Below are 16,560 nucleotides of genomic sequence, written 5' to 3'. Positions count from 1 at the left end.
ATCACCCGCGCCAATGCAGCACACAGACCAGCGTAAATAAACGCCGCGCTGTATCAAAATCAATCTCGATCTTACCGTCAAGCCGGTTCATCAATGTCTGCGAGCCCTCATTATGCAAACCGCGCCGCCCCATATCGATTGCCTCAATCCGGCTTGGTGTGGCCGAGCGGATCGCCGCATAATAGCTTTCGCAAATCAGAAAATAGTCCTTCACTGTTTTGCGCAACGGCGACAATGAGAGAATATGCGTGGCAACCAGTTCGCCGCTCTCACGGGTGATGGTAAAGATCAGACGTTTTTCCACCAGAGACAGCCGCAAACGATAAGGCCCGCCATCGGTGTCTCCGACAGGAGAAAAACTGTTCTCCTCAATCAGATCGAAAATAGCGACAGCGCGCTCATGCTCAATATCCGGCGTAGACTGGCCGATTGTCTCGTCCAGTTCCACATCTATCAGCCGGGCATTGTCATTTTTACCGGTCATCTGTCCTATACAGGCGGTGCTGATGCACCGCTCCGTTTTCCTTCAAATTGTTTACATATTCAGACGTCGTGAAATCGACAATCCATGCGCCTGCAAGCCCTCAGTCTCGGCCAGTGTAATCGCCGAAGGACCAAGAATACGCAACTGTTCTGCGCCAAGCTTCAGCAAAGATGTCCGTTTAACAAAATCCATCACCGAAAGACCGGAAGAGAACCGTGCAGAACGGGCCGTCGGCAACACATGGTTTGGCCCGCCGACATAATCGCCAATGGCTTCCGGTGTGTATTTACCGATGAAAATTGCACCGGCATTGCGGATTTTCGGCAGCAGGCCATCCGTATCAGCAATTGCCACTTCCAAATGCTCGGCAGCAATACGATTGATCAGCGGCACAGCGCTGTCAAAATCCTCAACCAGAATAACCGCACCGAAATCCTGCCAGCTTGCGCGGGCAATCTCGGCGCGCGGCAAGGTTTGCAGCTGCCGTTCGACGGCATCTTCCACAGCCTTGGCAAAATCTGCACTGTCTGTCAGCAGGATCGACTGGGCAAAAGCATCATGCTCGGCTTGCGCCAGCAAATCCGCAGCAATCCAGTCCGGATGGTTATCGCTATCTGCGACCACCAGCACTTCGGAAGGCCCCGCGATCATGTCAATGCCGACAGTACCGAAAACCAGACGTTTTGCAGCCGCCACATAGGCATTACCGGGACCTACAATCTTGGAAACCGGTTTGATTGTCTCTGTACCATAGGCCAGCGCCGCAACAGCCTGCGCACCGCCGACACGATAAATCTCGGAAACACCGGCAATATGCGCGGCCACCAGTACCAGCGGATTCAATGCACCATCCGGTGACGGCACAACCATTACAATACGCTCAACACCAGCAACTTTTGCCGGCACCGCATTCATCAGCACCGAGCTCGGATAGCTTGCCGTACCGCCCGGCACATAAAGACCAACGGATTCCACCGCTGTCCAGCGCGAGCCAAGTTCCACACCGATCGCATCGATATAATAATCATCTTTCGGCAGCTGACGCTTGTGGTAGGATTCAATCCGGTCACGCGCGAAGATCAGCGCATCAATCACCGTCTGGTCAGCGTTTTTAACCGCTTCATCCACTTCCGCCTGCGTGACCGCAATACCGGCGACACCAAGATCAATCCGGTCGAAACGCTTGGAATAGTCGATCAGCGCCTGATCACCATGCTGGCGCACCTGCTGCACAATCTCACGAACTGCGCGATCCACATCTTCGGAAACTTCCCGTTTTCCCGCCAGAAATGCCACAAAACTGGCTTCGAAATCTGCGGCACTTTGTATGAGCGTCTGAACCACGCTATTCCCTCATTTCGTACTTATTTGGCTTCAGTCTGATCAGCTGCAATATGATCCGGCTTGTTACCGGTTTCCCATGCAGCGCCCAGATCAGCCAGTCGCATTTCAATCACTTCAACAGTAAGACGGATTGTTTTATCTGCTGCAAAAACCAGTTCAATCACACCGGACGGCGCATCTGCCGGTTCAAAATTAATTGCCAGCAAAGCCAGCACATCCTCCGGCGCTGTCCTGTCAATATTCATAGCGCGCACATTGGTGACGCGATCAAAATGCAGCACACTGCGGCGGCGTTCATAGCTACCTTTGCCACGGGAGCGCGCCGGTTTCTGATCATGGATAAAACGGTTACAAGCAAGAATAAAACGCTGTTCGCCCGGGCGATAATCAAGATCGCCGACTTTCAGAACCGCATCCTGCACATGGGCAGAAATGATCTGTAAGTCTTCTTCATCCATTGCCACAAGCTTGAGCATCCGCAATCACTCTCCTGAACTCGCACAGCGCATTATCCGACCGGAACGATCAACGCACTTCAGTGTACCGATATAAGCACTTAACAGTAAAAATCACTACTGTTTAATAACAAAACCCCGACTTGTACAACAAATCGGGGTGTGCAACAAAAATCACACCGGCAAAATCAACCGCTGATGCGGGAGATTTCAGCGCCGCAATTGGACAGTTTTTCTTCCAGACGCTCAAAACCACGATCCAGATGGTAGACACGGTTCACAGTGGTTTCACCTTCAGCCACCAAACCGGCAATAACCAGCGTTGCCGAAGCACGCAGATCCGTTGCCATTACCGGCGCACCTTTCAGGCGCTCGACGCCTTCAACAGTTGCAGTTTGACCGGAGAGCGAAATCTTCGCGCCAAGACGTGCCAGTTCCTGCACGTGCATGAAGCGGTTTTCGAAAATTGTCTCGGTAATATGCGATGTACCTTTGGCTTTGGTCATCAGCCCCATGAACTGCGCCTGCAGATCGGTCGGGAAACCCGGGAACGGGTCGGTTGTAATATCAACCGGCGCAATACCATGACCATTGCGAACAACGCGGATACCGTTTTCCACATCAGTGATTTCAGCACCGGTCTGGCGCAGCACATCCAAAGCAGATGTCAGCAGATCGGAACGGGTGTTCTGCAGCACCACATCACCGCCGGTCATGGCAACGGCCATTGCATAAGTACCGGTTTCAATACGATCCGGAATAACGCGAACGCGGGCACCATTCAGGCTGGTTACACCCTGAATGCGGATTGTCGGTGTACCTGCACCTTCAATTTTTGCACCCATAGCATTCAAACAATCGGCCAGATTAACGACTTCCGGCTCACAAGCCGCATTATGGATGATGGTATCACCCTTGGCGAGGCTGGCTGCCATCAAAGCCACATGGGTCGCACCAACAGATACTTTCGGGAATGTAAATTCCGCACCGGTCAGGCCCCCTTTGGTTGTTGCGCGCGCATAACCGTTTTCAATTTCAATATTCGCACCCAGAGCAGTCAGGCTATCGAGCATCAAATCTACAGGGCGCGTACCGATCGAGCAACCACCCGGCAATGACACAATCGCCTCACCGGCGCGCGCCAGAAGCGGCGCAATCACCCAGAAGCTGGCACGCATTTTAGCAACCAGTTCATAAGGTGCAGTCGTATCAACGATATTCTTGGTTGTGAAATGAACCGTGCGCTCATAAGAGCCGTTCTGATGCTCACGACGACCATTCACCGAATAATCAGCTCCGTGATTGCCGAGAATACGGGTCAGCAGCTCCACATCGGCCAGATGCGGCATGTTTTCGAGGGTCAGCGTCTCATTCGTCAGAAGCGAAGCAATCATCAGAGGCAGAGCTGCATTTTTCGCGCCGGAAATCGGAATAATGCCGTTCAGTTTATTGCCGCCGGTGATTTTAATACGATCCATAATTTTTCACTTTCACGGCAATGTCTTCACACCCGGAACGCATATGCTCCATGGTTTCCGACAGCCTGTTTTCAGACAGTTACAGCACAGGCTGTTTCTGACTATTCCGGTTTCCTGTTACAGATAGCTTTGCCCGTGCAAAGTCTGCGCTGATATTCCTGTTGCCTTAAAGCAGTTTTCGGCAAAGACAACAGTCTCTTTCTATCAGAATTGTGTCTTTGTTATAAAAAACGTCATTTTCATTGCAGCCTGTACTCATCCGTTGCGTTTAAGCTACGCTAGACAGACGGATTTCACAGACCCGCTATTCCATAAAACACTCATAAACTGAAAAAGTTTAGAAATGATCATTTCAAGAGCAGACAGATAATCCGGATTTCAGAATTTTCCGCCGCTTTGGAAGCTAAGTAACGCGCTCACTCTAGTCCGTTTCAGACGGCTCGTCATTCGGGCTGACATTAGCAGCGGGCAGTCCTTCACCGCGCTCGTCTTCCGCTCCGGATCGTCTTGAACGAATCTGTGCTTTGCGTCGCATGAGATTCGCACGCAATTGTTCAGAACGGCGCTTAGCACGCTGATCTATTTCGGCTTTTTTAGATGGAGTATCAGGCTTATCAGTCATTGTGCAGCTCTTTTACACCAGCAAATGTGTCAGGAGAAGCATACATATGCACAGGTTTTGATTGTTTTTGCTATTTTAACAAAAGAATTGCATTTGATGGCTTGCGGTTTCAGAAATCTTATGTCAGAAACCGCCGCAACGAACAGCATGCTGCGGTAGCTCAGTGGTAGAGCACTCCATTGGTAATGGAGAGGTCGGGAGTTCAATCCTCCCTCGCAGCACCAGTTTTCCCAAAAAATTCAGATAATTAACAAGTTCGTTATCATCATCTCAAATTCAAAACATATTTAGTGTCACCACAGAGTCACCATTGCTTGTAACCTGTGACTCAGTTGCATTTGTTTAGAATCCGCTTTCGTTTACGATTTTTTGAATTGGCGTATAATTATCACTTCGCAATTCATACCCAGCAATCGAACTCAGCTTCGTATGTTTCAATCCACACCAATTCACAGCATCTATTAGCTCTCTCGAATCTGTCTTGACTCTTTTTCGATAAGAGAACATTTGTAGAACAGAACTGTAATTTAAAAATTGTGACCACTATTTTGCGCACCCGTTTGCGCCACGGATTTGTTGTGCCATGCATCAGGTAAAAACGGTGAACGCTTCCCGCTCCCTCTTCCCCCGGGAGCTAATACCAATAATCGTATGACTATCTTCGCATCAAAGATTCAAAGTTATTTTTTGGGTTCTTTTAAACCTCGAGGCTTAAAAAGCATTAGACACCCCAACACAAAAAGTAGAGGCGCTACCAAGCTATAAAAAAGAAATAAAAACCAAATTTCTTCGGATTGTCCTCATAATCCACGAAAAAACCTTTGCCACCACGGACAGCAACATGCATCTCGCCGTCGAGCCAAGCGGTCACTAAATTGCAGCCTACAATTAATGAGCTCAGCAACATTAAAAAAACCACATACCATAGTCGCAATGCATTTAAATCTGCCCATTTTTGACACGTACTGATAACGAAGCCATATTTTGTTCATGGAAATTGAAAACATCATAATTCCTGCGATCAATAAAAGCGCGGCTAAGTTGTTTTTTCCATTGTACCTGTCTGATATTAAACCTGTCGCAAATGAAACTGTCCCGTTTGCAGCCAAAAATGCAGTCCAGTTTCGATGCCAAAAACGCACGTATATTCCCCTGATTATTGCCACTATAGAGCAGACATGATGCTTCATAAGTAAGAAATACGTTCTGTCTACACAGCAATTTGCTAGTGACCATTTTATACGTTGTAAAAAATGTGCATCAAATCATTTACGCTGTTATGTCTAGAACTTCCTTGCAATTTTTAAAGCACTCAAATTTAGCGCACGCATTAATACCACTAAATTAATTCTTTTACTTGATTGATAAACGCCGAGCGACGAAGGCGAAAAGAGCGTCACTAATCCACATTGCACAGACACCAACCAAAAAACTCCTGCATGCATAGTTACATTAGTGTCATCATCTGGCGGCAATGGAAAATGAACTGCTCTTAGGTAATGGACAAAAGGCTCAGTTAGATAGCCGGCAGCCAATGCGCCACAGACAGGAGACCCATTGCCTGCCCGTGTATCGTTGTCGGCGACATATACGGGCCGTATCCGGTTTAAGGTCGATCCGCTGCCACCCCACGCAATTGCTCGCATTGGCCGCGCACCCCGCCAAGCTCAATACACAGAGCAACGCTGTCCATAGTGTCGATTGTCTCATTAATCCCTGCCCTGTTCTGGATTGCCTGTGTCACAGCTTGGGCGGCTTTCATTGCCGCCGGTTGCTTGCCATCATGAATTCCAAGTGCATAAAAAGAGGCCTGAAACTGCCCCTCCGATTTGGCTGGCTGGAAAGCAATATCCAACCGGTCACGGAGCGGTTTGAGAACGAACTCGTCGTAAGTTTCTCCCTGCAAATAAGAGCGATAGCCGTATGAAACAACTGACCTTCATTGAGATCGATCTGGACTACTGCGCTCTGCGTTTCGGAGAGGGCGCTTGTAATACTACGGCCGGAGAGAAATGCTTTAACACCAAGGCGACCTGCAAGGCGCGGACGCGTTTTGTGAATGAGCCTGTGACGCTACGCTTTGCCATAGGTACAAGTTATCTGCCTGAGAGCGGTATCGATTATACGGCGGCCTGTATTGAGGATATCTCCTTCATGCCGGCTACAGTCTCGCTTGGCGAAAATCTCGGTACGAGAGCGTCTCTGGATGTCACAATGAGAGATTTTCTGTATCCGGAAACGGGGTTTTTGTGGCTGTCGCGACAAGCGGTTCAAACCGGGTCATGACATCAATGGATGGCATTAACTGGACTGATCGAAATGCAGCGCAAAATAGTTCGTGGTGGAGCATTACATTTGGTGACGGATTTTTTGTTGCTGTTTCTTCGGATGGTAGCGGCCGGTCAATGAGATCAACTGACGGAATAGGATGGACATCAGGTGGTGGGGCTACACGATTCTGGAAAAGTGTGGTGTTCGGAAATGGTCGCTTTGTGGCTGTTGCAAGTGATGGTGGTAAGCAGCGTGTTATGAGTTCAGCTGATGGGCTAAGCTGGTTCAGCCATTGGCCAACGGAAGAAGACGCATGGATATCCGTAACATATGGTAAGGATATATTTGTTGCTGTTAGTCGTAATGGCAAATGTATGACATCGCCTGATGGAATAGGGTGGACTGCCCGAAACCTAATGACCAGAAGCCAGGCCTCGCGCGTCCGGTATGGCGGTGGTCTGTTTGTTGCAATTGGTTATGGTGACGATGCCGTTTATTCAAAAGACGGCATAAGCTGGACAAAAACAGGCATTCCGGTTTCAGGTTATTGGCAGGCTCTTGCATATGGTGCCGGAGTGTTCGTTGCTGCTGAAGTTTATGAACGTGCAAAGAATATCATGAGGACAATTTAAGATGCACGGATTAAGCGTGTAGTCACCATCAGCAGCGTGAATGCTATTGTTTATCGATATTTATCAAGAGTAATAATCAGGTGGTGGTGAGGCTGGACATGGTGATTGTCCTTTAAAATCTCGCGACATACAGCTGTAGCGATCAAAGCTCTTGCCGGTATCCATTACAGCCTTACCTGCGCCGCAGGAGGCCAAAATTAACACGGCGATTAACAAAGTAGCAGCTCTTTTCATTCTCCTAAAACAGCACAACAACGGCCTCATTCCAGTGGAGCTTTTTTATTTTCAAGGGAAGCTCCATGAATATGAATCTTGGCGACATCCGCCTCTTGATTGAGGCGGGGCTCAATCATACCGTTCAGATCACGAGCTTTGGCCGCTGTTACAATCCGCAGCAGTTGGATTGTTTGGTGAGGAACGTGCCACCGAATTATTAGCTCAGAAATAAAACTCAGGATTTACTCTGTAATGGGCTCATTTAATGTGGTGAGCTAGAGCTATAGCCCAGATGACCATCACTGTAATTAGGGATAATAAGAATACTCGGACATTTAAAGAAGGTGCGAACACACGCGCTTATGAGTCTGTTTAATGTGCATTTTTGCAGCTATTATTCAAAGTACGTTATTATGATTTCATAATTTGAATGGTTCATTTAGCGGGGGGGCCAGGATATGTGTGTTCATTTTAATGATTGCATCCCATCAAACTGGATGTGAGGCAATATGAGCGGGGCAATACAAAACAAAAAATTGAGAGGTCATGAACTGTTACCTTCATATTACAAGGTGACACTACTTTCTATTGCAATTTGGGTAGCCTTAGTAACGTGTACTGGTTGGTGGATTTCGCAAGCAATTTTAAAGGCTGAAATTGCTAGCTTGGATGACAGTGCCAAGTATGAGGCTACTACGACAGCACATGTCATGGATCGTGTATTCACAGAAATGTCCAGTATCGCCAATATGATGGCAGGACATGCCGATGTAATCCAGCTTGCTGTTCGTTATCGTACAGACACACTTGGTTTTGACAAGTTGACACGCCAACAGCGGGCGACTGAATTCACTCGTGACCCTTTGGTTCGTAAGGTCGGTGATATCATGAATGGGCTTGCAGGCGATTTGCGCTATGCCCGAATTTACATGAACAATATGTCAGATGATACCGTTACGGCTAGTAATTGGGCTGAGGATGACAGCATTGTTGGTATGATTGATGCGGGGCGGCCATATCTGCTCGATGCTCTACGTACAGGTAAAGGCTCTTCATTTGGAATTGCTCGACTTAATAAAACGCCGTCCTATTTTGTTGCTAGTCGAATTACCAATACAAATGATGAACCATTAGGTTCAGTGACGGTTAAATTTGATGCGCCGGATGTTGCGTCTTATTTAGTCGGACGACACATTGCTTTGATTGTAAATCGCCAAGGACGCGTTATTACTTCTTCAACACCGGACTTTATGCTCCGTAACGTATCCCCCCTTCTTCCTGAAGGGACGGTGTTGCCGCCTGATGGTGAAGAAGAGCCTGGTGTGCCGTTAGATATGCAGGCGATTTTGAATCCAATGCATGGCAACTCATGGTTAGTTGATCATAAACCTTATCTTGTCGAGCGCCAGCCAATTAAAGGTACGGATTATCAACTTTTCACCTTAGCATCATTGGATGCTTTGGAACCAATGCAAAAGCACCATTTCTGGGTGGCAGGATTAATAGCTTCATTCGGAATTGTTTTTATCCTGCTAGCTAGCGAAGTCATCAAATATATTATGATGCGGCGGCAGGACGAGCTGTATGCCGCTAATTATGACGTTCTAACGGACTTACCTAACAGGCGAGCCATATTGGTAGAGTTGGATCGATTGTTCACATTAGCCAAACGCTCTCAACAATGGGTTTTAGTCGTGTTTATCGACCTAGATGGATTTAAGGCGATCAACGATACCTATGGACATGAAGTTGGTGATAAATTTCTGATTGATGTTGGTAAGCGCTTATCCAGCGGGCTTCGTGAGAGCGACATGTTGGGGCGTTTAGGTGGCGATGAATTTATAATGATAGGTCGGGTATCGCCATCGAATGCCAGTAATCAGGACGCGAATATTGCAGACTTGCGTAATCGTTTGATGCCTTTGTTGATCGGTTCTTATATTTTTGAAAATTGTCAATTTGATTACTCCGGAGCCAGTATAGGTATTACTTGTGTAAATCCATCTGTAAGCTCTGTGAAAACTGCTCTGAGAGAGGCTGATCAGCTAATGTATGCTGATAAAAAAAGGCGCCGTGAAACAGAGTAACGCCCTGCTGTATATTGAAATTTTTAATGGAAGCCTCGCTCACGCGGGGCTTTTTTATATCCCAAAGGAAACATCATGAATATGAATCTTGGCGACACCCGCCTCTTGATTGAGGCGGGACGAGAGCGTGGACTATTGCGCAATCAAATGGCTTATGTGCTGGCGACTGCTTATCAATAAGAGAGGCAGTGACAAATATCTTCGTTCAAAGAAATACTGGCCTTATATCGGGCGCGGATATGTTCAGATCACATGGCTCGAGAACTACGTAAAGGCAAGAAAGGCGCTTGGCGTTGACTTCGTGGATAATCCTCAGCTTCTGTTAAAGCCGGAATACGCCGCGCCAATCCTCATCATTGGTATGCAGGAAGACTGGTTCACGGGTAAGAAACTGTCCGATTACATCACCTTACAAAAGTCTGACTTCCGTAATGCTCGACGCATCGTCAACCTGATGGATAAGGCCGATCTGATTGCAGGCTATGCCCATGCGTATGACAAGCTGCTGCTTGCTGAGGGGTATGGCGTTGAACAAGTTAATAGAAGCGTCGGCCAATGAGGTTCTGTCGGTGCCGGAGAACCTCGAACCGATCGGTAAGTCGAAACGCTTCTGGACGCGGCTGACAGCTGCGGCACTTCCCGCACTAGGGATGTTAGATTGGCGTGTGCAATTGGTTTCGGTGGTGATTGTCGGCGGTCTTGCCGGATATGCAATTTATTCCATGCCTCCAGTTCAAGCCAAGATCGCTAAACTGATTGAGGCTCAGCTTTCAACACATTATCGGCACGGTAACCCGCAATCACGGGGAAACTCTTGGGGAAGCCACGCAAAGAAAAAATCACCATGGAAGCCTTTGCAAATCCGCCCAGATGCTGCCTGAATCACTTGTAGCTGATATATTCGAACTCGAAGCTAAGGGATTTTGATTGTCCATAACAATGCGCCCGAGATAATCACCACCCTCGGCCTGCCCGGTCACCACCTCAGTATCATATGCATATGGCAGCGCTGTTAAACCTTGTGCTATACCATGCTGCATGACAGTCAGCCGGCCGGCGTAAAGCACGCCATTTCGTGGCAGGGAAAATGCCGGTTTAATCTGGACAGCCACCTCTAAGGCGATAACCAGTTCAAAGCGCAAAATAGCAGGCTGTCATGAGATTTACTTCCCTGTTTTTGACGAGCTTCAGCACGCGCAGAATTCGCCGCAATCTCTTCTTCAAGAGTTTTGCGGAACATGGCGTCCATAGCGATGATGATTGAACATTCTTCAGGCGTAACCGGTGTACCGGTAATCCGTGCCCAGCTATCAATATCCGGATAGCTTATTGGCTGCTTTGTACTCGCCCGTACATTGGAGAGCTGCCAGAACCAGCCCCCACAAATGATGACCGGCTTCAGGTATCACGACATTCTTGTTTTTATCAGCAGCGAAAAACCATTCATTGCGCTGCCGTCGTGTTTCACCGGCTTCATCCGGCGTATCGTACCGGATAAAAGTCGAGACGGCTACAATAAGCCCCGCCTCTAGCTCCCGGTAAAATTTTCAATGTCATTCACCTGTTTGTTGACCTGATCAAAGATCCAGTCAACTGAGAGAACATCCAATATATTCGCTCGTGTGAACTCCGGCACACCCTGCCCGTCGCGGAACTCCTGCCCGTTCCAGTTCCATGACTGAAAACATGCAGCGATGCGATCAATGATCTGTACTTCACCATCACTGGCTTTCAGTGACTTTCCCTTACGCTGACGCTCATAATTGGCATCAATCTGCCGGCGGATCACGCTTTTCACGCTATCTGAGGCCGACGACACAAGCGTGAACCAGATTTTCAGTCCCGTACCATTCACAGGGTGCAACAGCTCATAATCGAATGAGCTCTCATATTTTACGATATTTGAAATCGCCATTATGACCTCCAATAAAAAAAGCCCCGCGTAGGCGAGGCTGTTTTTGAAACAAAAAGACGACCTGAGCCGCCTTCTTTCATGCTGCTTCCGATTATCCTTTACAGACTGTCAGGATCGTATCATCTGTTCAATCGACCATTAGATAGGAATTCTATAAAAAGCCTAGCAATATGAGTTAGGGGGATAAAATGGGAACTTGGCTTAAAGCATTAATTGCCACTGCATGCATCGTCATCATTGCAGGAGGTGGTTACATGGCTTGGCGAGAGTATCAAAGGCTTGAACAACAGAAACTCGCGGACAATTTCAACAAATGCCGCACAGATGCAAATATGCTTATAGATTTTGTTTTGTGTAAAAAAGGACAACACTACAGTCATGATATCAGGCGTTCGTGATCGTCTTGGTGGATACAAAGGTACTGTATATGCAGAAAATAAGGCAGGATCTTTTGAGTGTTGGCGTTGATATAGGAAAATAGCCCACCCACACAGAAATAGCTTACGGCGATACACGAATTGCAAGCCGCTTAAGACACCACCTCACAAGACCCCGCCTAGCGGGATCTGATTTTACCCGCTATAGACTCGAACTCTCGTACCTCTTTATGTAAATGATAGCCCCTGCCTATAGGTTACTGGTCGCTATCATCCCCAACGTGGTTGTCATCACCCATCGCTTTACAAAGCAGGAAAAGAAAAAGACGCCGAGGCGCTTTTTATAGATTCAAATAAATGCCAGCATTGGCTCCATCGTTGTATTCTCTGTATTTACCAGAGTTTGATGACGACGAGCCAGTGTTTCACGATAGTCTTGAGCTTCAACATCTTTAAAGAAAGATGCTTCCGGCGCTAGTCGCTTCACAGCTTTTTCTACATCATCCAACGAAGCTCTGAAAAACTCTTTTCTGTAATTTTGCGCATTAACTCGGGTTCGCTCGAATTCTCCATGCAAAGCGCGCTCTAAAGCTGGAGCATCGTCACTGTAAATTACGGCATGAGTATCGAAAACAAACGGGACACTAGCATCACCGAACTCTCTGACCCGATCCATTGGGTCTAAACGTCTTGTGAGGCCGATTTTAATAACATCGTCACCAAAAGATCCGATATTCGATATTATATAAACATAACCGGAGCGAGTTCGCTCAGCCATTGCTTGCGCTCGTTCAAACCGAGCATGTGCCTCAGCAAAATCACTTTCAAGCATTTTAATTTGCTCATTATAAGCATCAAGCTTTGGTCCAACAGATTTCTCAGCTTCTTTTTTTGCCTTATCTAATAATCGAAGATAGCGAGCTTCTTCTTCTTCGGCACGCTCCATATCTCTAATAAGTTTTTGTTCTTCGCGTGCAAGACGTGAGGCCTCGGTTTTTTCCTCACGTTCCAATTTTATATTCTCGCGATATTCATGTGTGAGGTACAGTTCTTGAAGTTTTAATTTTAGATATCCATCTGAAATATATGTAGTATTTGACGCATTCAGTTTATCAATTTGATTGTGCGCATTAAGTATCCTCTTTTCCATTGCATTAACGTTATTCCATCTTGCGTTAGCAATAGATGCATCACACTCACTATTAAAAGCCCTCAATGTTAGGCGAATATTTCGATTGGTCATTGTCTGGCCTTGGGCTTTGCTACCACCTAATGACCACTCTGTAGGACAAAGGACTGCTGTTTTATCACTAACCATGATTTTTTGTTTTTCGCGAACAGCAATAATAGCCGCTTTATAGTCCTCACTATCGCTATAATCAAAATGAGGTTCATAAACTCCCATTTCGGCGAATGCGAGTTTTTCATCAAAGATAGCGACTTCTTTAATGAGACGATCATAGATTACTTTTTTTGTCGCATATGAGGTCTGAATATCCGAAATTGCATTTCGCTTTTCTTCTATCTCCTTCTCAAGAGATAGCACTTCGGCATCCAAATCCAGTGCCGGCTTAAAACGAGTTTCTAACTCCTGTAATCGCATAGCAGTTTTTTTCTTATTTTTCAGCAATTTATAAATAATATAAATTAGCAAAAACGTAATAATTATAAAAATAAACGCAGCAAGAAAGCTAATTACATTAGAAGACATTTTCAAATCCCATGAATCACGACAATAAAATCACAATTAATAGAAAATGTTAGACCATTATATACTACGGCATATTATTATTGAAAACTTACGTTTTTCCCATCACGATGGCGCAACAGTAAACTGCTCCTAATTAAGCGCCAATGTGAACACGTTGAGAATAAAATCCTCAACACCGCCGTTAGGTGTTGAAGGTCCCGCTACTAAGCCACGGTTAAAATGTGTGGTACCTGTATTCTCCAACATGAAGCATTATGATCAAAACCGTGATGATACTGGTCGTACGGAATAGCGTTGACCTAATCAAAGTTTACCGTGATCCGGCGTCATGAGCTATCCTTTCGCCGGTGAGCGAATTGTTCTAGCTTTGGTTTGAGAGTCACACTCTAATCGTCGTAGCAAACAAAAGGATAACGACATGCAGAGAGTAAGTACGAAAGATCTAGCACGGCGAGATGATCGAGCGCCCTGTTATGATTGTGGCCGTAAAGCTGCCCAAAGCGGCAACCAAACCTGGACTCTCCAAGGCAGTAACTATCACTGCGCTCCATGTTCTGAATATGAAGGGCTCTATTAAACAACTCTCACATCAATCCCCTCTCCTGAGGGGAAAGAAATGGGCACCCGCGCCGAACTGCGAGGAGCGGCGGAGTTGTCTCGTCATGATATCTCCTGTTCACTGCATCTAAGCCGAATTCAGACAGAAATTCCACTTATCCCGGTTGTTCTAGTTTATCTAACCACCTCTCCCTGTTATATCACTTCGCCGATGTATTTAATGCCCCTTCATTTTTAGATGGAGCGCCACGGGATACTATTCTGATATCTGTCAGTAGCGCTATCTGGATACCATATTTTCTGCATTCAAAACGTGTTAAAAACACTTTTACAAAAAGCACTCATAACCATTTTCATCGTCATAGCGGTATTATGACAAAATAAAGGCGGCTCAAGCCGCCTTCTTTTTGTAATTATTGCAGATCACAAACGCTACCTTTGTGAGATGGTTCACGTAGCAATCCACATTTCAATGTCCAGCTTTTTGCAACGCAACTCGTAATAGACCAGCACGGTAATCACAGCCATGGTATTACCCGTGATACAATAAGAGCAGCAGAGAGTAGTGAGTACCTGTTCATGCTGTAGCGTCGCTTTTAGGAATAGCTTGACTAAAACGATCAAGCCTTTCGGAGTAACGCGCAGTCATATTGCTGAAACTCTGCCGTAGACAAAAATGGCTAAGGGAAAAGCACTACAACCGTAAGGGCAATTTCGATGGCTTTGCTTGCTGCTTTTCTCAAAATTGACTTGTTGGAAGCACATAGAGTTCGGCAACATTAACATGCTCTGGGGCAGACGTTGCGAACACGACTGCGTCGGCTATGTCGGATGCAGCCAACAACGTCATTTGACCGGAAAAAGTGGTTGTCATTTCTTTATAACCTTCGCTCGTGGTGCTATTCAACAACTCCGATTCCGTCGCCCCAGGCTGGATGCTAGTAACACGGATATTATGCGCCTTGCTTATTTCCATCCGTAGTCCTTCAGTGAAGGCGCTTACCGCATATTTCGTCGCGGAATAAACGGCAAAACCTTGGCCGAAGAGCCTACGTCCAGCAACTGATGAAGTATTGACTATATGTCCTGAGTGCTGCTTGATCATAGATGGCAGCACCGCCGCCGTAACGTTGAGGACACCTTTGATATTCACGTCCACCATATTCTCCCATTCATCAGTCTTGAACTCGTCGATGCCAGACATTGGCATGACACCGGCATTATTAAAGACGATATCAAGTCTGCCCCATGTATCGAGCAGCGCATTAACACTGGCTTCGACCGACACTTTATCGGTCACGTCCATTTGAAGGCTGAGAGCCTGTCCCCCTGCTTGTTCGATTTCAAGTTTCAAAGCTTCCAGCCGGTCAGTCCGACGCGCGGCGATACCCACCTTTGCGCCAGCTGCGGCGAACTTCTTTGCAGTTGCCGCGCCGATGCCGCTTGATGCACCAGTAATCAGCACGATCTTCTCATTCAATGTGTTCATAGTTCCAATTCCTTATTAGGCGCCACAATTTTTGCGGCAGAGTTTGAAGATGCGCTATAAAGATATATAATAGATACTTAGTTTCAATTACGCACTTAAAGGGTACTAGATATGGAGATGGATACTTGTAAGGCAAGCTGCGATCCTGAGAGGCTTGATGAAATCCGAGTGGTGCTAGATCAGGTCGCCAATAAATGGTCGATCATGATCCTTACATTGTTGTGCGATGGGCCGGTCAGATTCAATGAACTTCGTCGACAGTTGGGAAACATTACCCATAAGTCATTGACGGAGGCACTCAGACGACTTGAGCGCTATAGGTTGATTAGTCGGAAAGTACTTACGACATCACCAGTCGCAGTTCAGTACGAAATCACCAAGTTGGGCATCACTTTGGGACCGCCTCTATCAGCACTCGTCCAATGGGCCCAAGATAATGCTGCTGAAATGCTCGCACCACTACCAGATTTTGAATAAGCAACGAGATCTTATAGGAATCAACATCGTTACATTCAGAGCCTTTAAAAATAAATATTACTGACAAAAAAGCTGCAAATAATTCCAATGAAAAAGCAACTCAAATTGGCAAACTGGCATTCTCAGGGTTAATTTTTTAGTGTTCATCATGACATTTGCCATGGTCATTTTGTTATTCAGATAAAAAACCCCGACAGGGGGGGGTAAACTGTCAGGGTTCGTTTAATGCTGTCATAGCTCATAAAACCGAACAAGATAATCATTATCGTTCATTTCGATACCGTCAATATGACCAGTGAAACTGATGATTTTACTCAATTATTGTTAAATTTATTAGGATAAATTGAGACAATAAAAAAGGCCGGGGCAACTCTGCACCGACCTTCCTACTCATCATTTAATTTCCAGTGCCAGTACATCCGTGGTCAAAGGTTTAAATTGATG

At 46.4% G+C, this 16,560-nt stretch carries 18 protein-coding genes and 1 tRNA gene; 9 read left to right on the top strand and 10 right to left on the bottom strand.

All coding sequences use genetic code 11. From position 1 onward, the window contains the following. Position 1: 1 nt before the first annotated feature. The 5 genes from DFR47_RS19340 to DFR47_RS19320 all read right to left on the bottom strand — a co-directional run bounded on the left by DFR47_RS19340 (position 2) and on the right by DFR47_RS19320 (position 4,383). Entirely contained in the window at positions 2–484 is a 483-nt protein-coding gene (locus DFR47_RS19340; RefSeq protein ID WP_113946154.1) for a UPF0262 family protein, read from the bottom strand. Positions 485–535: 51 nt separating this feature from the next. Next, complete coding sequence (gene hisD / locus DFR47_RS19335) at positions 536–1,828, bottom strand: histidinol dehydrogenase (protein ID WP_113946153.1); 1,293 nt, start codon at positions 1,826–1,828, stop codon at positions 536–538. Positions 1,829–1,848: 20 nt separating this feature from the next. Further along, on the bottom strand, positions 1,849–2,310 hold the full coding sequence (locus tag DFR47_RS19330; protein WP_113946152.1) for a DUF2948 family protein: 462 nt from the start codon (positions 2,308–2,310) through the stop codon (positions 1,849–1,851). Between the two features lie 161 nt (positions 2,311–2,471). Then, entirely contained in the window at positions 2,472–3,761 is a 1,290-nt protein-coding gene (gene murA / locus DFR47_RS19325; RefSeq protein ID WP_113946151.1) for a UDP-N-acetylglucosamine 1-carboxyvinyltransferase, read from the bottom strand. Between the two features lie 421 nt (positions 3,762–4,182). Further along, positions 4,183–4,383 (bottom strand): hypothetical protein, encoded by a 201-nt coding sequence (locus tag DFR47_RS19320; RefSeq protein ID WP_113946150.1) that lies wholly within the window; start codon positions 4,381–4,383, stop codon positions 4,183–4,185. A 149-nt stretch (positions 4,384–4,532) separates the two neighbouring features. Between DFR47_RS19320 and DFR47_RS19315 the strand changes: the two genes are divergently transcribed. Further along, positions 4,533–4,607, top strand: a tRNA-Thr gene (locus DFR47_RS19315). Between the two features lie 1,382 nt (positions 4,608–5,989). Here the strand turns inward: DFR47_RS19315 and DFR47_RS19305 are convergent. Beyond that, on the bottom strand, positions 5,990–6,289 hold the full coding sequence (locus DFR47_RS19305) for a hypothetical protein (RefSeq protein ID WP_113946148.1): 300 nt from the start codon (positions 6,287–6,289) through the stop codon (positions 5,990–5,992). A 17-nt stretch (positions 6,290–6,306) separates the two neighbouring features. Here DFR47_RS19305 and DFR47_RS19300 point away from each other — a divergent pair, with 17 nt between their 5' ends. The 5 genes from DFR47_RS19300 to DFR47_RS22180 all read left to right on the top strand — a co-directional run bounded on the left by DFR47_RS19300 (position 6,307) and on the right by DFR47_RS22180 (position 10,470). Further along, entirely contained in the window at positions 6,307–6,669 is a 363-nt protein-coding gene (locus DFR47_RS19300; protein WP_113946147.1) for a hypothetical protein, read from the top strand. Further along, positions 6,633–7,286 (top strand): hypothetical protein, encoded by a 654-nt coding sequence (locus DFR47_RS21640; protein WP_210207349.1) that lies wholly within the window; start codon positions 6,633–6,635, stop codon positions 7,284–7,286. The genes DFR47_RS19300 and DFR47_RS21640 overlap by 37 nt, the downstream gene beginning before the upstream one ends. A 725-nt stretch (positions 7,287–8,011) precedes the next feature. Then, positions 8,012–9,589 carry a sensor domain-containing diguanylate cyclase gene (locus DFR47_RS19290; protein ID WP_113946145.1) on the top strand — a complete coding sequence of 526 codons (1,578 nt, stop codon included), beginning with the start codon at positions 8,012–8,014 and terminating at the stop codon, positions 9,587–9,589. Between the two features lie 301 nt (positions 9,590–9,890). Continuing rightward, positions 9,891–10,148, top strand: coding sequence for a hypothetical protein (locus DFR47_RS22185; protein WP_245416652.1), 258 nt, complete (start codon positions 9,891–9,893; stop codon positions 10,146–10,148). Further along, a complete protein-coding gene (locus DFR47_RS22180; protein WP_245416651.1) occupies positions 10,117–10,470 on the top strand; it encodes a hypothetical protein in 354 nt (117 codons plus the stop codon). The genes DFR47_RS22185 and DFR47_RS22180 overlap by 32 nt, the downstream gene beginning before the upstream one ends. A gap of 233 nt (positions 10,471–10,703) precedes the next feature. Here the strand turns inward: DFR47_RS22180 and DFR47_RS22400 are convergent, their stop codons facing one another. Beyond that, positions 10,704–10,976 (bottom strand): phage tail assembly chaperone, encoded by a 273-nt coding sequence (locus DFR47_RS22400; RefSeq protein WP_425373338.1) that lies wholly within the window; start codon positions 10,974–10,976, stop codon positions 10,704–10,706. Positions 10,977–11,117: 141 nt separating this feature from the next. Continuing rightward, positions 11,118–11,504, bottom strand: a complete 387-nt coding sequence (locus tag DFR47_RS19275) for a hypothetical protein (protein ID WP_113946143.1) — start codon at positions 11,502–11,504, stop codon at positions 11,118–11,120. A 188-nt stretch (positions 11,505–11,692) separates the two neighbouring features. On the opposite strand from DFR47_RS19275, the gene DFR47_RS21635 reads away from it, so the two are divergent. Continuing rightward, entirely contained in the window at positions 11,693–11,902 is a 210-nt protein-coding gene (locus tag DFR47_RS21635; RefSeq protein WP_147245645.1) for a hypothetical protein, read from the top strand. A 328-nt stretch (positions 11,903–12,230) separates the two neighbouring features. On the opposite strand, the gene DFR47_RS19270 is transcribed toward DFR47_RS21635, so the two are convergent. Beyond that, positions 12,231–13,592 (bottom strand): SNIPE associated domain-containing protein, encoded by a 1,362-nt coding sequence (locus DFR47_RS19270; RefSeq protein WP_113946142.1) that lies wholly within the window; start codon positions 13,590–13,592, stop codon positions 12,231–12,233. Between the two features lie 672 nt (positions 13,593–14,264). On the opposite strand from DFR47_RS19270, the gene DFR47_RS22395 reads away from it, so the two are divergent. After that, on the top strand, positions 14,265–14,534 hold the full coding sequence (locus DFR47_RS22395) for a DUF2569 family protein (RefSeq protein WP_113946190.1): 270 nt from the start codon (positions 14,265–14,267) through the stop codon (positions 14,532–14,534). Between the two features lie 355 nt (positions 14,535–14,889). Here DFR47_RS22395 and DFR47_RS19260 read toward each other — a convergent pair whose 3' ends face one another. Beyond that, entirely contained in the window at positions 14,890–15,639 is a 750-nt protein-coding gene (locus DFR47_RS19260; RefSeq protein ID WP_113946141.1) for an SDR family oxidoreductase, read from the bottom strand. Positions 15,640–15,750: 111 nt separating this feature from the next. Here DFR47_RS19260 and DFR47_RS19255 point away from each other — a divergent pair, with 111 nt between their 5' ends. Further along, complete coding sequence (locus DFR47_RS19255) at positions 15,751–16,116, top strand: winged helix-turn-helix transcriptional regulator (RefSeq protein WP_113946140.1); 366 nt, start codon at positions 15,751–15,753, stop codon at positions 16,114–16,116. The last annotated feature ends 444 nt before the right edge of the window (positions 16,117–16,560 follow it).

The sequence above is a fragment of the Pseudochrobactrum asaccharolyticum genome (assembly GCF_003314995.1).
Classification (GTDB): domain Bacteria; phylum Pseudomonadota; class Alphaproteobacteria; order Rhizobiales; family Rhizobiaceae; genus Pseudochrobactrum; species Pseudochrobactrum asaccharolyticum.
This window is presented reverse-complemented; position numbering and strand designations above follow the sequence as displayed.

Coding starts and splice junctions, on each gene's coding strand:
- DFR47_RS19255 (WP_113946140.1), top strand. CDS start 15,751: ATGGAGATGGATACTTGTAAGGCAAGCTGCGATCCTGAGAGGCTTGAT.
- DFR47_RS19340 (WP_113946154.1), bottom strand. CDS start 484: ATGACCGGTAAAAATGACAATGCCCGGCTGATAGATGTGGAACTGGAC.
- DFR47_RS19320 (WP_113946150.1), bottom strand. CDS start 4,383: ATGACTGATAAGCCTGATACTCCATCTAAAAAAGCCGAAATAGATCAG.
- DFR47_RS19260 (WP_113946141.1), bottom strand. CDS start 15,639: ATGAACACATTGAATGAGAAGATCGTGCTGATTACTGGTGCATCAAGC.
- DFR47_RS21635 (WP_147245645.1), top strand. CDS start 11,693: ATGGGAACTTGGCTTAAAGCATTAATTGCCACTGCATGCATCGTCATC.
- DFR47_RS19290 (WP_113946145.1), top strand. CDS start 8,012: ATGAGCGGGGCAATACAAAACAAAAAATTGAGAGGTCATGAACTGTTA.
- DFR47_RS19300 (WP_113946147.1), top strand. CDS start 6,307: ATGAAACAACTGACCTTCATTGAGATCGATCTGGACTACTGCGCTCTG.
- DFR47_RS19275 (WP_113946143.1), bottom strand. CDS start 11,504: ATGGCGATTTCAAATATCGTAAAATATGAGAGCTCATTCGATTATGAG.
- murA (WP_113946151.1), bottom strand. CDS start 3,761: ATGGATCGTATTAAAATCACCGGCGGCAATAAACTGAACGGCATTATT.
- DFR47_RS19270 (WP_113946142.1), bottom strand. CDS start 13,592: ATGTCTTCTAATGTAATTAGCTTTCTTGCTGCGTTTATTTTTATAATT.